The following is a 15,381-nucleotide window of genomic DNA, read 5'->3' as shown; positions in this document are numbered from 1 at the left end:
TCGTCCCTCGCCCTTCGTCTGAACGACCAGATTGGAATGGGCCGGAAATAATCGTAAATCGTAAATCTGCAATCGTAAATCGACTATGACACAGGCTAACCCGCCATCCATACCGCTGCTGCACGGGCGCTACCGCATCGAGGAGCTGCTGGGCACTGGCCGCCTCGCGGTGGTGTATCGCGCCTACGACGAGCGCTTGCAGCGGCAAGTGCTGGTGCATATGCTGCGCCGCGAGCTGAGCGACCAGGAAGCGCTGCGCCAGCGTTTTGTGCAGGAAGCGCACAACAGCGCGCGCCGCTCGCATCAGTCGCTGCTGGAAGTGTTCGACAGCGGCGAGATCGCGGGCCGGCCCTATATGATCACCGAGTTTGTGGCCGGCCGCACGCTGCGCGAGATCGGGGCGATGGCGCTGGAAGAAGCGCTGCTCTACTTCCGCCAGCTGGTTGGCGCGGTGGCGGTGTGCCAGGCGGCCGGCGTGCCGCACCCGCCGATTTCGAGCAACAACGTGGTGCTGGTGGCCGACGGCCATGTCGAGCTGCTGGAAAACTGGCGCACGCCCGCCGCCGAGCAGGCGCTCGACCTGGCGGCCTACCGCGCGCCCGAGCGCGTGGCCGGCGGCCCGATCACGCACGCCGCCACCGTCTACGCGCTGGGCCTCCTGCTGGTCGAAATGCTCACCGGCAAGCGCCTGGCCAGCGGCGACGACCCGCGCGCCGTGGCGCAGATGCACCTGAACCTGCGCATCCCGCCGCTGGCCGAGATCCGCCCGCTCTTGTTCGCGCCCGCGCTGGATGGCCTGCTCAAGCGCGCCACTGCCCGCCTGCCCGAGCAGCGCCTGCCCGACGCCGCCGCGCTTGGCCGCGCGCTTGACGACCTGCGGCGCGCGCTGAGCGGTGATACGCAGCGCCTGGAGCGCCCACCCGTCGCGCCAATGGGTGTGCGCGAGCGGATCAACCGCACAACGGGGCAGTGGCGCGCCCAGCCCCAGCGCCCCGCGCCTGCGCCAGCCCCGGCGCGCGCTGCCGCAGCACCTGCCGCAGCGCCGGTTGCTCAGCCCTATGAAGAACCCGCCCCGCCAGTGCGCGCTCGCGCCGGCGCGAGTCGCTCGATCATCGGTATGGTGGTGCTGCTGCTGATGCTGTTTGTGTTTGCCTGTGGCGCGTACTATGGCATCACCGTCGTGGTCGACCGGCTGGCGAACATCGAGCTGCCGCGCCCGCAGATCGACCTGCCGAGCCTGGGCGTGAACTTGCCCGACCTGGGCGTGGAGCTGCCCGGCTGGCTCACTGGCGTGATCAGCGGCGGCGGGCGCGTGTGGGTGGTGAACATCGACGGCACCGAGGGTTTGAACCTGCGCAGCGCGCCCGGCATTCAGGCCGACATCATCACCTTCCTGCCGAGCGGCACGCATGTGCGCGAGATCGGCGGGCCAAGCACGGTGGACAGCACGCCGTGGCTGCAGGTGCGCGCCGACCTCAACGGGCAGGTGGTCGAGGGCTGGGTGTCGAGCCTGTACCTCAAGCCGGAGTAGCGCGATGGATGCCTTTAGCCCGGCCCTGCTGCGACGGCTGGTGGATGCGTCGCGGGTGGCGGTGCTGACGGGCGCGGGCGTTTCGGCGGAAAGCGGCGTGCCAACCTTTCGCGACGCGCAAACCGGCCTGTGGGCGCGCTACAATCCGCACGAGCTGGCCACGCCCGAGGCATTTCGCGCCAACCCGCGCCTGGTGTGGGAATGGTACGAATTCCGGCGCGGGCTGGTGGCCGCTGCCCGCCCAAACCCCGGCCACATCGCGCTGGCGGCACTTGAGGCGCGCTACCCCGATTTCACGCTTGCCACGCAGAACGTCGACAACCTGCACCGCACAGCCGGCAGCCAGAACGTGGTAGAATTACACGGCAACCTGGCCCAAACACTGTGCTCGGAAGAAATGGTGCCGGTGGCGCATTGGGACGCCACGGACGAAGTCCCGCCACGGTGCCCGCGCTGCGGCAGCCCGCTGCGGCCCGGGGTGGTCTGGTTTGGCGAGGCCTTGCCGCCCGCCGCGTTGCAGGCCGCCCGCGCCGCCGCTGAGCGCGCCGAGGTCTTTCTTTCGGTTGGCACATCGGGGCTGGTGTACCCGGCTGCTGGCCTGCCGCTGCTGGCGCGCGAGGGTGGCGCATATGTCGTCGCCATCAATATCGCGCCCGGCGACGCGGCCCTGTTCGATGAACAGATCATTGGCCCGGCGGGCGTGGTGCTGCCGGCCCTGTGCGATGCGTTGGGCGTGCCGCTCCGCCGCGAAGGCACGGAATAGCTCGCTTAAGAGAGCATAGAGTCCCATACCAAGAGATGTGTAAACAGAGAATTTGCTGCTACGCTGGCGGGTTCTTGGTTCTTGGTTCTGCTTGGTTTGCTTTTAGTCAGAATAAAGGAGTGACGCATGCCGCTCAACCTTCCCGAAGCGGTGGTCCAGCGCCTGAAACAGGCCACGCGTGTGGTGGTGATCACCGGCGGCGGGATGGCGGCCGCCAGCAATGTTCCTTCGTTTCGCGAAGCGCACACCGGCGAGTGGGCGCAGTACGACGTCAGCGAGCTGGCGACCGTGCAGGCCTACATGCGCAACCCGCGCATGGTCTGGGAGTGGTACGAGCATCGCCGCCACACCGCCGAGGCCGCCGAGCCCAGCCCGGCGCACTACGCGCTGGTCGATCTTGAGCAGCACTACCCGGTGTTCTCGCTGATCACGCAGACGATAGATGGCCTGCACTGGCGGGCCGGCTCGCGCGACCTGATCGAGCTGAATGGGTGTTTGCGCCGCAGCCGCTGCTACGAGGCCGGGCATATCATTTCGGGCTGGGAAGACGTGGGCGAATCGCCGCCGCGCTGCCCGCACTGTGGCAGCATGCTGCGCCCCGGCGTGGTGATGTTTGGCGAGGGCCTGCCCGAGTGGGAGCTGCGCAGCGCGCGCGCCGCCGTCGAGCAGTGTGAGGTGTTTATTTGCGCCGGCGATGTGGGCGCGATCGAGCCGGTGGCCTCGTTCCCATTTACCGCCAAGCGCGTTGGCGCGCTGGTGCTGGCGATCGACGCTGAAAACTCGATCTACACGCTGATGGCCGATCATGTCATCGACATGCCGCTGCGCGAGGCGCTGCCCGAGCTGGTGCGCCTGGTGGTGGGCGACGTGGGCGATCTGGCAACACTTGAACTCGATCAATGAAAACGATCGCGCTGCATTCCACAAAATATGATCGCAGCCTGCACTATCGCTACAACGCCCAACTGGTGCGCGAAGAACCCGGCCACATTGTGCTGTATGTGATGCCGGGAACGCGCATCGAGAGCTACCGTGGCGCGATGCTTGCTACCCACCATAGCTTGCAGCTCTACTGGGCTGATCGCTCGTATAACGTGCATATCAACTGGTACAGCGACTGGCGGCCGCGCTCGCACTATGTGAATATTGCCTCGCCAGCCAGCTGGCCCGATGGCACGCTGCACTTCATCGACCTCGACCTGGATGTGATCTGGCGGGCGCAGACGGGTGAGGTCATTCTTGACGACGAAGACGAATTCGCGCTCCATCAGGTGCGCTTTGGCTACCCAACCGAGCTGATCGCGGAATGCCTGCGCAGCAGCGCCGAGGTGCGCGAGATGATTGCGGGCCGCGTATTTCCGTTCGATGGCAGCATGTATGCCTGGAGGCCCGATGGTGCTCCGCAGTGAGCGGCTTTCGCTCCGTTCCTGGACGTTCCACGACGACGAGCTGGCCGACGACTGGCCTTCCTATAACGATCCACTTGAGCCGCTCTGGAACCTGCCGCGCCAGGTCGGCCTGTCGGGCGATGTCTGGTCGTTTTTCGAAAGCTCGGCAATGCGCCGCACCTGGGCAGTGGAAGAACGCACTGGCCACCTGATTGGCCGGATCTCCCTGCGCGACATCGACACGCGCAAATCGCAGGCGCGGCTGGGCATCACCTTTGGCGCGCCCTATATTGGCCGCGGCCTCGGCACCGAGGCGCTGGCGCTGTTCCTCACCTACTACTTCACCGAGCTGGGATTTCAGATCATGGTGCTCGACGTGGCCGCGCCCAACCAGCGCGCAGTGCGCTCGTACGAGCGCCTGGGTTTCAGTTTCGTTGGCGGCGACTGGCGCATTGCCGACAGCCGTTTCAACCAGCGCATCCTTGACGCACCTGCATATGCGCCCTTGCAGCGTTTCTTCCGGCGCGGGCAGCACGGCCTGTATGTCGAATTCTACGAGATGCAGCTCCACAAGGACGACTGGCTTCGCAACCACCCCAGCACGTAGCAGTGTAGTAGTGTCCCACCCCGCAACAGGACCATTTGCCGCCTTGTTTGCCCGCGCTCCTATGCTATGATACGTTTCATTAGAAACGTTTTGTTTGCATTGGAGCCAATTATGTCGCTGATCGCCGGGAACCTGGGCGTCGTGCAACGCCTGCTGGACGCCAACCAGAAGCGCTGGGCCGTGTGCGCGGGCTGTGCCGCCCACCTGTATGGCGACCGGCGACCAATTCAGGATGTCGATATTCTGGTGGCCACCGGCGAGCTTGGCGATGTCGTCAAGCTGTTGCAGCAGCAGCAGAAAGCCGTGCAGTTCGACGGCCAGCGCATTCTGTGGCGCGGCATCAAGGTCTTCGACGATCTGACCATCCGCCGCCCTGCGCGCGTCCACCCATTTGTGCTGGACGATCTGGTCTTGTCGCACCTGCGGCGCATCCCGCTGCTTGGCTCGCAGGTGGCGGTGCTTGCTCCGGAAGATGTGCTGGCCCATAAAGTCGTGCTGGGGCGCGGCGCCGAGCAGGGCAAACACGACCTTGCCGACTCGGCCGGCATCATCCGCCGCCAGAAGCTCGACCTCGACTACCTGCGCCACCGTGTCGAGGCGATGAATGCTGGCGCAATTGCGGTCGATGCGCTGGCGAAGCTGGGGGTAGAGATTTAATACCAAAGCCGCTGAGCGATCAAGTTTTCTTCACTACGCACTACGCACTACGATCTTGGCTTCGTAGTACGTAGTGCGTAGTTTTGTCAGCGGGCTTGCCAATATTTCCGGCTTCGTTGATCATTCGCGCAAAGATGAGGTCTGGGGGTGGCAGGTGCCGCCCTTTTTTGTTGCGCCGGGCCGGAACTTATGGGCCGCATGGTGCGTCATCCTCATACATACGCTATGATTGCTAATATTCAATGTGGCTAAAAACGCTGGAAAATACCTTTCCCTGTACTCAGCTTCCAGGAAGCTGAAGCCAGTTTTCTCTGAACCTGATACTCAGAGGAGCTTCCTGGAAGCTTGCCCGTTGTATGAAATAACGTATTTTCCAGAGTACTAAAACGTGCGCAGGACGCAATGACGCACTAGCGAGCCAGGAGCGGGCTTATGAATCGTCGCGCTGTTCGGGTGGTCGCTGCCGTGGTGGGGCTGGCGTTGGTGGGTGGGCTGCTGTTTGCGCTGCGGGGCCGCACAACGCCGCCGGTGGTGGTGCTGCCGACACCCTCGGCTTCGCCCGCGCCGCCGCCCGAGCGCCTGCCCTACACTCCTGTTCCTGAAGGCACCGTTGCGCCACTGGTGGTGCAGCGCACGCCCGCGCGCGGCGAAGAACTTCAGCCCGGCGGCGCGATCGAGCTGGTGTTCGATCGGGCGATGGACAAGCCCGCCGTCGAAGCGGCGTTCAAGGTCGCGCCCGCCGTGGCCGGCGCAATCGAGTGGGCCGACGCGCGCACACTGCGCTTCCGCCCCAGCCAGCCGCTGCCGCGCGCGCGCCTGTTCGACGTGGCGCTTGGGCAGGGCGCGAAAGCCGCCGACGGCGCGCCGCTGCGCGAGCCCTTCCAGTTCCGCTTCAGCACCGCTGGCTTTCTGGAAGTTGGCCAGGTCATTCCCGCCGACGGCGCGACCGATGTGCAGCCCGACGCAACGATTACGGTGCTGTTCAACCGCCCGGTGGTGCCGCTGCTGGTGGCCGAGCAGCAGAGTACTCTGCCGCAGCCGCTGAGCTTCACGCCCGCGCTGGCCGGGCGCGGCGAGTGGCTGAACACTGCCGTCTACGTATTTCATCCCGACGCGCCGCTGGCCGGCGGAACAACCTACACCGCGCAGATTGCGGCCGGCCTGCAGGGCGTGGATGGCAGCCCATTGCAGGCGAATTATCAATGGAGCTTCGGCACCGCGCGCCCGCAGGTGCTGAGCGTGTCGCCGCAGGATGGCGAGCGCCTGGTGGGGATCGAGCGCAGCATCAGCGTGCAGCTCAACCAGCCAATCGACCCGGCCAGCGCGCAGGGCGCATTTCACCTGCGCGCCGTGGGCGGCGATGTGCCGGGTGCGCTGCAGGTCATCCGCGACACGATTCTGTTCACGCCCAGCGCGCGTTTGGCCTTTGATAGCGACTATCAGGTGGTGCTGGATGCCGGGCTGGGCAGCGCGGCTGGCGGCAACGGGCTGGCGAGCGAGTTCCGCACCAGCTTCCACACTGTGCCGCTGCCGGTGCTGCTTGGCACGCTGCCGGCCGACGGCGACACGGCCGCCCAGCCCTATACTGACCTGACGTTGTTCTTCAACACGCCAATCGACCCCGACAGCGTGATGCCCAACCTCCAGATGACGCCGCCGATCTCGCCCACGCAGGTCTACACCTACGGCTCAACCATCTATCCCGGCGACACCAGCGCGCCGGCCGGGGCGGGCTATGCCTTCCACATCAGCTTTGGCGCGAAGCCCTCAAGCGATTACGCGGCGCGCATCGGCCCGAACATTGCCGACCCGTATGGCAACCGCATCGGCCAGGGCCGCGACATTCGCTTCCGCACCGCGCCGCTGCCGCCATCCATGCAGATCGTCATGCCCGATTATATTGCCACCTACCGCGCTGGCGGCGTGGCGCGCGTGGGCATTAGCTCGGTGAATGTCAGCCAGGCCGCGCTGGCGCTGTATCGCCTTGCGCCCGACGACCTGCTCAACCCGTATCGCGATCCGTCGCAGCCGCTGCCCGTCAACACGCTCGTCCGCCAGTGGCAGGTGCCGCTCAACACCCCGCTCGACAAGCCCACGCTCAGCATGGTCAACCTGCTGGAAAACAACGCCGCGCTCGATCCGGGCGTCTACCTGCTCACGCTCGACCAGCCGGGCGGGCCGCCGCAGCAGCACATCATGGTCGTTTCGGGCGTGAATGTGACGCTGAAAAGCAGCCCGAACGAGGTGCTGCTGTGGGCCAACGATCTGGCCAGCGGCGCGCCAGTGAATGGGCTGGAATTCGAGCTGTACGACGGGCAGGGCGGCACGCTTGGCCGCGCCACCACCGACGCCGATGGCGCGGCGCGTTTGCAGCACAACCGCAACGAAGGCTTGCAGGTGCTGGCGATTGCGCGGCAGCCCTTTGCCGCCGCCTCGGCGAACTGGTCGCGTGGCATTGCGCCGTGGGATTTTGGCCTGGAAGGCGCGTACCAGCTGCCCACGCTGGCAATGCACGTCTACACCGACCGGCCAATCTACCGGCCCGGCCAGGAGGTCCATTTCAAGGGCGTGGTGCGCGCCGAGCGCGACGCGAGCTTTACGCTGCCACAGGGCGCGAGCGCCAATGTCACAATTAACAACACCAACGGCGAGCAGATCTACCAGCAGCAGCTCGCGCTCGGCCCGAATGGCACCTTCGATGGCAGCCTGACGCTGGCCGCGGGCGCGGCGCTGGGTGGGTACAGCATCAACGTCACGGTGGGCGAGCAGACAATGGGTTTCCCGTTCACTGTGGCGGCCTACCGCGCGCCCGAGTTCGCGGTGAATGTAGGCGCGCCCGACGAGGTGGTGCGTGGCACGCCGCTGGCCGCCACCGCCGAGGTGCGCTATTTCTTTGGCGGGCCGGTGGCGAATGCGCCGGTGCAGTGGAACGTGCTGGCCGACAGCTACCGCTTCAGCCCGCCGTGGGGTGGCCGCTACCAGTTTGGCGACACCGACGACCCGTGGCGCTGCTGGGAATGCTGGTGGCGGCCAGCCGCGCCGCCGCAGCCCATCCTGAGCGGCAGCGGCACCACCGACGCGCAGGGCAACCTGCTGATCACCATCCCCGCCGACCTGAAAGACGCGCAGGGCGTGCCAATCACCGACAGCGTGCAGCTCACGATTGAGGCCACCGCAACCGGGCGCGATAATCAGGTGATCAGCGGGCGCGCGACGGTTGTTTCGCACCGTGGCAGCCTCTATCTCGGCCTGGCACCGCGCGCCTACGTCGCGCAGGCCGGCGAGGCGCAGTCGATTGACCTTGTGGCGAGCGACACCGCCGGGCAGCGCCAGCCCAACCAGCCGATTGAGGTCGAGCTGGTGCGCTATACGTGGGACAACCAGTTCGTTGTCGATGCGAATGGTGGCGGGCAGTGGGAATGGCGTGAAACACGCACATCAGCCGGCAGCCAGCAGCTCACCACCGACGCGAAGGGCGAGGCCGTGGCGAGCTTCACGCCGCCCGAGGCCGGCTCGTACCGCGTGGTGGCGCGCGGGCGCGACAGCGGCGGCCGAACCGTCGAGTCGTCGATCTTCCTGTGGGTGGCGGGCGATGGCTACGCGCCCTGGCGGCGCGACAACAACGACCAGATTTCGCTTGTTTCCGACAAAACCAGCTACCGCCCCGGCGAAACCGCCGAGGTGCTGATCCCCTCGCCCTTCACGCAGCCGCACTGGGCGCTGATCACGGTCGAGCGCGGCGGGATTTTGAGCCACGAAGTGCGCAAGATGGACGGCAACAGCGCGGTGTTCCGCCTGCCGATCACCGCCGCGCACGTGCCGAACGTGTATGTCAGCGTCACGCTGTTCAGCCCGCCCGACGCGCCCGGCCGCCCCGCCGACTACAAGGTTGGCGTGCTGCCGCTGGCGGTCGCGCCCGACCCGCAAACCCTGCGCGTGACCGCAACGCCCGACCACGCGCCCGCCCAGCCCGGCGAAACCGTGCGCTACACCGTCAAGGTGGCCGACACGCAGGGCCAGCCGGTTGCCGCCGAACTCTCGCTCGATCTTGTCGATCAGGCCGTGCTGAGCCTCATGCCGCGCACGCCCGACGCGATCGGCGCGGCCTTCTACAGCCGCCGCCCGCTGGCGATCAACACGGCGAGCGGGCTGAGCATCTCGGGCGACCGCTTCCTGCAGCAGTTTGAAAAAGACCTCGAACGCCAGCAGCGCGAGCGGCAGCAAGCCCCGCCCAACTCCCTGCCCAACACCGCCGCCGACACAGCCGGTGGCACGGCCCAGCCCGCCGCTACCGCTATGCCAGCCGCAGGCGGCGCGCCCCTGGCCGCCGAAGCGCCCGCTGCCCAGCGCTCGGACGCCAAGAACGAGCAGCAGGGCGCTGCGCCGACCGTGCGTGAGCAGTTTGCCGACACGGCCTACTGGAACGCGCGCATCAGCACCGACGCGAGCGGCAGCGCCAGCGTCGACATCGCCCTGCCCGACAACCTGACCACCTGGACGCTGCGTGGCGTGGCGCTCACCGCCGATACGCGCGTGGGCGAAGGCACCGCCAACCTCGTGGTCACCAAGCCGCTGCTGGTGCGCCCGGTCGCGCCGCGCTTCCTGACCGTGGGCGACACCGTCGAGCTGGCCGCGAACGTCAGCAACAACACCGCCAGCCCGCTCACCACGGCGGTTGGTCTGACGGCGCACGGCATTACCGTCACCGGCGAGCTGACGCAAACCCTCACAATTCCCGCCAATGGCGAGGTGCAGGCCAGCTGGCGCGCCGAGGTGCAGGATGTCACTTCCGCCGATCTGGTGTTCAGCGCCGTGTCGGGCGCATACGCCGACGCCGCCCGCCCGCGCCTGGGCACTGGTCCGGGTGGCTCGCTGCCGGTCTACCGCTACAGCGCGCCCGAAATCGTTGGTACGGGCGGGCAGCTCGACGGCGATGGCGCGCGCACCGAGGCGATTGGCCTGCCGCCGAACATCGACCCGCGCAGCGGCGAGCTGACCGTGCGGCTCGACCCGTCGCTGGCGGCGGGCCTGCGCGACGGCCTGAAGGCGCTCGACAACCCCGAGTTCGAAAGCACCGAGGCGCTGGTTTCGAGCTTCCTGCCGAACATCCTGACCCTGCGCGCCCTCAAGCAGCTCAACATCACGAACGCCGACTTAGAAGCAACGCTGCCGGATCTGGTAAAAACAGCGCTGGTGAAATTAGCAGGCCAGCAGCTTCCCGACGGCGGCTGGGGCTGGTGGGCGCCCGCCGCCGATGGGCGCACGGTTGCCAGCAACCCGCACGTCACTGCATATGTGGTGTTTGGGCTGCAGCGCGCCAAAGAAGCCGGCTTCGATGTTCCCGCCGACATGCTCGCCCGCGGCCTCGACTACCTCGCCACGCAGCTGCTGCCCACCGGCCAGCGCCCCGACCAGCTCGCCAGCGCCGACGCGAATCGTCAGGCGTGGATGTTGTTTGTGCTGGCCGACGCTGGCCGCGCCGACAGCGCCCGCCTCGACGACCTGTACGGCAACCGCACCAAGCTGGGCGTCTACGGGCGTGGCTTCCTGGCGCTGGCGCTCAATCGCGCCGGGGTGGCCGCCAGCGACGCGCGCATCAAAACGCTGCTGGCCGATTTCAACAGCAGCGCGATTATGAGCGCAACCGGCGCGCACTGGGAAGAAAACGAGCGCGACTGGTGGAGCATGAACAGCGACACGCGCACCACCGCGATTGTGCTGCTGGCGCTGACGCGCCTTGATGCGCAAAACCAGCTCAACCCCAATGTCGTGCGCTGGCTGATGGTGGCGCGCAAGGACGGCGTGTGGGAAAGCACGCAGGAAACCGCCTGGTCGCTGATGGCGCTGACCGAGTGGATGGCCGCGACCGGCGAGCTTGCGCCCAACTACGATTATGGCGTGTGGCTCAACAACGCCGCGCAATCCAGTGGGCACATCGCCCCTGCCGACGCGCAGACGCCAATCATCCTGCGGGTGCGCGTGGCCGAGCTGCTGCAAGACGCCAGCAACCGCCTGACGATTGGGCGCGGCGCGGGAGGGGGCCGGCTCTACTACACTGCGCACCTGCGCGCATTCCTGCCAGTCGAGCAGATTCAGGCGCTCGACCGGGGCATGAGTGTGCGGCGGCGCTACACGCTCGCAAGCTGCACCGATGGCCCGAAATGCCCAACGGTGAGCGAGGTGAAGGTGGGCGACGTTATCCGCGTCGAGCTGGAGATCATCGCGCCCAACAACCTGTACTACCTGCAGGTCGAAGACCCGCTGCCCGCTGGCGCGGAAGCCGTCGACACCACGCTCGCCACCACCAGCGTGCTCGCGCCACCACCCGATTTGCAGCGCCCCACCCTGCCAGAAGGGCCAATCGCGCCCGCGTCGGATGTGGGCGTAGCAGCCCCGGGCGTTGCGGCAAGCGCGCCAATCATCGACCCGTGGTGGGGCTGGTGGCGCTGGTACAGCCGCAGCGAGCTGCGCGACGAAAAGGTAGCGCTGTTCGCCGACTACCTGCCACGTGGCGCCTACCTGTACAGCTACACCATGCGCGCTACCCAGGCCGGCGAGTTCCGCGTCATTCCCACCACCGCGCACGAGCAATACTTCCCCGAGGTCTATGGCCGCGCCGACGGGCAGCTCCTGCGCATTGCAGGGAAATAGCGAAATCATCCACAGATTACGCAGATGACGCAGATATAGAAACCTAATCTGCGTCATCTGTGTAATCTGTGGATTTCTGTCTACTTGATTGAGGCGTGGGCAAGCATTTGCGTGTTCGCCAGGATGTAATCGTAGGCGCTGAGTGCCGCCCGCGCGCCATCGCCAATCGCGATCAGGATCTGCTCGCCAAACGACGTGGTAACATCGCCAGCCGCAAACAGGCCCGGCAGCGTCGTCGCATAGCACTCATCGACCCAGACGAAACCCTCGGCGTCGGTCTGCGCGATCTGCTGCACCAGCGCGCTGTTCGGGCGCAGCCCCAAATCGACAAACGCGGCATTCACGCGCAGCCGCCGGTGATCTGCGCCGCGCTCGACCACCAGCGCCGCGACGTTGAACGGCCCAACTACCGCTTTCACTTGGAAACCTTCCAGCACCTCGACATTCGGGCGCTGGCGCAGCGCGCGGCCAAGCGGCGTTTCAAGCTCGCCCTCGCCCGGCACGACCACATAGACATGCGCAGCATTGCGGGCCAGCTCGGCCGCGCCACGCAGGGCACGCACCGTCGCGCCAACCACGGCCACGGGCTTGCCTGCCACCATGTGCGCGTGCGTTGTCGCTGAGTAGCCCAGGCCCTGGTTCAGCAGCTCGGCCGCGCCGGGTGCATCGAGCCGCACCGGGCTGGCACCGGTGGCAATCAGCACCGCCAAGCCTTCCAGCGTGCCGTGCTGCTCGGTCGCAACCGAAAACACGCCGTTGTGCTTGTGAATCGCAGTGACGCGGTCGCAGATCAGCTGGCCCGCGCTGGTGGCAAGCTGCCGCTCCAGCGCGCGCGCCGCCTCGGCCCCGGCGACATACTCTTCGCTCGCCTGGCCCTGGAGATGCTGCCGGGTGCCAGCCTTGCCACCAATTTTTTCATAAACCATCACAGCGTCGAGCTGCTTCCCAAAGGCATACACAGCCGCCGACATCGCGGCTGCGCCCCCGCCAACGACAATAAGATCGTGCATATGGGTGCTCCTTTTGCAGAAATGGGCGCTACCGGCAGTATAGCGAGCCGCCGCCGACCGGGCGTGAAGAATGCGCAACCGCGAATAACGGCCCGTTCACATCGCGTAAGTCTTTCGTAAGAATTGGATAAGCCGAGCGGGGTAGAGTAGGGGAGCAAGTTTTGAGTGCTGAATGCTGAGTGTTGAGTTTGCGAGTTGCAGGTTGCAGGTTGGTAGCACGCAGGCGGCACCCTTCGATATGGCCTGCGGCCACTCAGGATGCCGCAGCTTGGCGTTCGTCGGTCGTCATTCGTCAGGCCTGCGATTTTCTCGAAAACTTCGCGTTCTTTGCGCTCTCTGCGGTGAATAATCAAATCATTGCGGTGAATGATCGAATCGTTGGCACCCTAATCGTAAATCGTCAATCATAAATCGTAAATCCAGAAGGGGGGAGAAGATGCTTCAGCGGATAGTGCCGGCCCTGGCGCTGGTGGTAATTGTGGTGGGGGTTGTGCTGGCCGTTTCGGTGTTTCGGCGCGCGCCAGTGGCCTCGGATGTGCCCGCGCCAGAGGCGGCTGCGCCCGCGCCCACCGTGGCCGGCGCGGCGGCTGCGCCAACAGCAGCAATGGCCGAACCTGCGGCGATGCCTGAGCCGACGGCTGCACCCGCACTGCCCGAAGGCCCGGTCGCGCCCGGCTTTGATGGCGGCGGCACGTGGATAAACTCCGAGCCGCTGGCGCTGGCCGACCTGAACAAGCAGGGCAAGGTCGTGCTGGTCGATTTTTGGACCTACGGATGCTACAACTGCGCGAACACGCTGCCCTACATCAAGCAGTGGTGGCAGAAGTACAAAGATCAGGGGCTGGTCATCGTCGGCGTCCACACGCCCGAATTCCAATCCGAATACAAGCTGGAAAATGTGCAGGCCGCCGTCAAGGAGCAGGAGATCAGCTGGCCGGTGGTGCAGGACAACGACTACACGATCTGGCGGGCCTACGGCAACCACTACTGGCCGCACTTCTACCTCGTCGATCATCGCGGGCAGATCATCTACAACCGCATAGGCGAGGGCGCCTACGACGAAACCGACCGCCAGATTGCAGCGGCGCTGGCGGCGGCAAAGGGCCAGTAGCACAGCATAAGAATCAAACAGCGCGGCTGCGAACGCAGCCGCGCTGTTTGATTCCGTCAGGTTCCGCCTAGCGCTTGCGCAGCAGCATAAAGCCAGCGCCGATCAGCAGCAGCGGAAAGATGAACTGGTCGATATTGAAAATATTCGCCAGGATCAGGATGCCAATGCCGAGCAGAACAAAGCCCATGGTGCGCCCGCGCTTGCGCTGCGGCACCGGCCCATACGCGCCCGGCACGGCTGGCGGCACCGCCAGGTTGGCCTCGGTCGGGTCGATCCGCAGGTTCACGGTCTTGCCGGTCGCCGCCGGGTCGGCCGGGTTGATCGGCTGGCCGGTCAGCGGATCGTAGCGGTAGGCCTCGGGCGGCGGCACATCGCCATAGCGCGGCGGCGCGGCCGTGCGCCCCTGGCTGGAGCTTGCCTGCCCCTGGCGCAGTACCTCGCGCACCTCGCGGCTGAACTGCTGGCCCACCTGTGATGCTTCTTCGCCAAATGTTTGGGCGCGCCGCCGCCATTCTTCGGCGTCGTGCGGGAACAGTGTGCCCGCCGGGGCTGCGCCCGCTTTTGGCATCACAATCCAGAGAATCGGGTAGATTACCAAGCCCAGCCCGCTGGTGAGCGTCACCAGCACGAAGATCAGGCGCACAATCACCGGGTCGATCGCAAAATATTCGGCCAGGCCACCACAGACGCCTGCGACGATGACTTCAGTGCGGCTGCGCATCAGTCGTGGCTGCATAACAAACCTCGCTTTCGGCCGCCGACATCGGCGGCCAGGGTATCTTCACATTCTGGCGATTGGACGGTAGCTGTTAATAAATTGTTGCGGCGCTGCGCCGCGCTATGATACCAGAACTTCCGCCAGACTCATGCATCAAGAACGGTGCCGCGCCGGGCGGCGCAGGTGCAGCGGCAGGCGCGCCACCCAGGCAATTGCGCGCTCGGCACGCCGGCCGGGGAACGCGCGCACGTCGTAGCCCAGCAGGCGCACCGCCAGATTCGTCGTGCTGTACATCAGCGTCACGATTGGCGCAAGCCCGAGCCAGACGGCCAGCGGGAACAGCAGCCACCAGCGCGCCAGCATCCACTGCGCCAGCGGGTCGAGCGCGGGGCGCGCGCGGCTGCCCCACCAGCCTGCCATCCCAAGCAGGCCGGCCAGCCAGCTCGCCAGCGCCATTGCGCCATTGTAGCTGTTGCGCAGCTGGGTGGCGAAAGAGCTAAGCGGCAGGCCGGCTGCCAGCGTGAACAGCACAATCAGCAGCACAAACACCAGCCCGCCGCCGGTCATGCCCAGCAGGATGAGCGGGACGTGCGGCAGGCGCAGGCGCATGGTCGTGCCAAGAAACAGCCCGGCCCCGCATGTCAGCACCAGCGGCACAGCGTAGGTCAGCCCGGTGAGCGCGGTAATGATAAAGCCCGCCACTATTGCGCTCAGGATGCCCACGCGCAAGCCGCGCCGCAGCACCAGCACCGCGAAAATAATCGCAATCCCCAGCCGCGCCAGAATATCGAAGATCGGCAGGTAGACCGCCACAAGCTGCGCCAGCACGGCCATGTCGGCCAGCAGCGCGCCCTCGGCTATTTCGATTGGGGTGAATGGGCGGGCCATACAATTTCTTTTTTGAGCACTCTGTTCCGCAATGCGTGCGGAACAGAGTGCTCAAAC

Annotated in this window: 11 protein-coding genes; 8 read left to right on the top strand and 3 right to left on the bottom strand. The window is 66.1% G+C overall.

Annotated elements, in window-relative coordinates; all coding sequences use genetic code 11:
- Positions 1-85: 85 nt before the first annotated feature.
- From M1P90_RS17115 to M1P90_RS17085, 7 genes are all read left to right on the top strand, one after another.
- Entirely contained in the window at positions 86-1,531 is a 1,446-nt protein-coding gene (locus M1P90_RS17115; RefSeq protein ID WP_483704375.1) for a serine/threonine protein kinase, read from the top strand.
- A gap of 4 nt (positions 1,532-1,535) precedes the next feature.
- Complete coding sequence (locus tag M1P90_RS17110; RefSeq protein WP_483704373.1) at positions 1,536-2,294, top strand: SIR2 family NAD-dependent protein deacylase; 759 nt, start codon at positions 1,536-1,538, stop codon at positions 2,292-2,294.
- Between the two features lie 126 nt (positions 2,295-2,420).
- The gene (locus M1P90_RS17105; RefSeq protein ID WP_483704371.1) at positions 2,421-3,197 is read left to right on the top strand and encodes an SIR2 family NAD-dependent protein deacylase; all 777 of its coding nucleotides are present in this window, start codon (positions 2,421-2,423) and stop codon (positions 3,195-3,197) included.
- Complete coding sequence (locus tag M1P90_RS17100) at positions 3,194-3,703, top strand: DUF402 domain-containing protein (RefSeq protein WP_483704369.1); 510 nt, start codon at positions 3,194-3,196, stop codon at positions 3,701-3,703. Before M1P90_RS17105 ends, M1P90_RS17100 begins: the two co-directional genes overlap by 4 nt.
- A complete protein-coding gene (locus M1P90_RS17095; RefSeq protein WP_483704367.1) occupies positions 3,687-4,289 on the top strand; it encodes a GNAT family N-acetyltransferase in 603 nt (200 codons plus the stop codon). Before M1P90_RS17100 ends, M1P90_RS17095 begins: the two co-directional genes overlap by 17 nt.
- A 111-nt stretch (positions 4,290-4,400) precedes the next feature.
- A complete protein-coding gene (locus M1P90_RS17090; RefSeq protein WP_483704365.1) occupies positions 4,401-4,946 on the top strand; it encodes a nucleotidyltransferase family protein in 546 nt (181 codons plus the stop codon).
- A gap of 432 nt (positions 4,947-5,378) precedes the next feature.
- Positions 5,379-11,597 (top strand): Ig-like domain-containing protein, encoded by a 6,219-nt coding sequence (locus M1P90_RS17085; protein WP_483704363.1) that lies wholly within the window; start codon positions 5,379-5,381, stop codon positions 11,595-11,597.
- Positions 11,598-11,677: 80 nt separating this feature from the next.
- Here M1P90_RS17085 and M1P90_RS17080 read toward each other — a convergent pair whose 3' ends face one another.
- Positions 11,678-12,607, bottom strand: a complete 930-nt coding sequence (locus tag M1P90_RS17080; RefSeq protein ID WP_483704361.1) for an NAD(P)/FAD-dependent oxidoreductase — start codon at positions 12,605-12,607, stop codon at positions 11,678-11,680.
- Positions 12,608-13,043: 436 nt separating this feature from the next.
- On the opposite strand from M1P90_RS17080, the gene M1P90_RS17075 reads away from it, so the two are divergent.
- A complete protein-coding gene (locus M1P90_RS17075; protein ID WP_483704359.1) occupies positions 13,044-13,718 on the top strand; it encodes a redoxin domain-containing protein in 675 nt (224 codons plus the stop codon).
- Between the two features lie 67 nt (positions 13,719-13,785).
- On the opposite strand, the gene M1P90_RS17070 is transcribed toward M1P90_RS17075, so the two are convergent.
- Positions 13,786-14,454: a PspC domain-containing protein gene (locus M1P90_RS17070; RefSeq protein ID WP_483704357.1), complete on the bottom strand. Its 669-nt coding sequence runs from the start codon at positions 14,452-14,454 to the stop codon at positions 13,786-13,788.
- 135 nt (positions 14,455-14,589) lie between these two features.
- A complete protein-coding gene (locus tag M1P90_RS17065) occupies positions 14,590-15,324 on the bottom strand; it encodes a DUF2232 domain-containing protein (protein WP_483704355.1) in 735 nt (244 codons plus the stop codon).
- Positions 15,325-15,381: the final 57 nt, after the last annotated feature.

Source organism: Kouleothrix sp. 19917 (assembly GCF_057073505.1).
This window is presented reverse-complemented; position numbering and strand designations above follow the sequence as displayed.

Bases quoted from the DNA above. Each gene is read 5' to 3' on its own strand.
- M1P90_RS17115 (WP_483704375.1), top strand. From the start codon at position 86: ATGACACAGGCTAACCCGCCATCCATACCGCTGCTGCACGGGCGCTAC.
- M1P90_RS17110 (WP_483704373.1), top strand. From the start codon at position 1,536: ATGGATGCCTTTAGCCCGGCCCTGCTGCGACGGCTGGTGGATGCGTCG.
- M1P90_RS17105 (WP_483704371.1), top strand. From the start codon at position 2,421: ATGCCGCTCAACCTTCCCGAAGCGGTGGTCCAGCGCCTGAAACAGGCC.
- M1P90_RS17100 (WP_483704369.1), top strand. From the start codon at position 3,194: ATGAAAACGATCGCGCTGCATTCCACAAAATATGATCGCAGCCTGCAC.
- M1P90_RS17095 (WP_483704367.1), top strand. From the start codon at position 3,687: ATGGTGCTCCGCAGTGAGCGGCTTTCGCTCCGTTCCTGGACGTTCCAC.
- M1P90_RS17090 (WP_483704365.1), top strand. From the start codon at position 4,401: ATGTCGCTGATCGCCGGGAACCTGGGCGTCGTGCAACGCCTGCTGGAC.
- M1P90_RS17085 (WP_483704363.1), top strand. From the start codon at position 5,379: ATGAATCGTCGCGCTGTTCGGGTGGTCGCTGCCGTGGTGGGGCTGGCG.
- M1P90_RS17080 (WP_483704361.1), bottom strand. From the start codon at position 12,607: ATGCACGATCTTATTGTCGTTGGCGGGGGCGCAGCCGCGATGTCGGCG.
- M1P90_RS17075 (WP_483704359.1), top strand. From the start codon at position 13,044: ATGCTTCAGCGGATAGTGCCGGCCCTGGCGCTGGTGGTAATTGTGGTG.
- M1P90_RS17070 (WP_483704357.1), bottom strand. From the start codon at position 14,454: ATGCAGCCACGACTGATGCGCAGCCGCACTGAAGTCATCGTCGCAGGC.
- M1P90_RS17065 (WP_483704355.1), bottom strand. From the start codon at position 15,324: ATGGCCCGCCCATTCACCCCAATCGAAATAGCCGAGGGCGCGCTGCTG.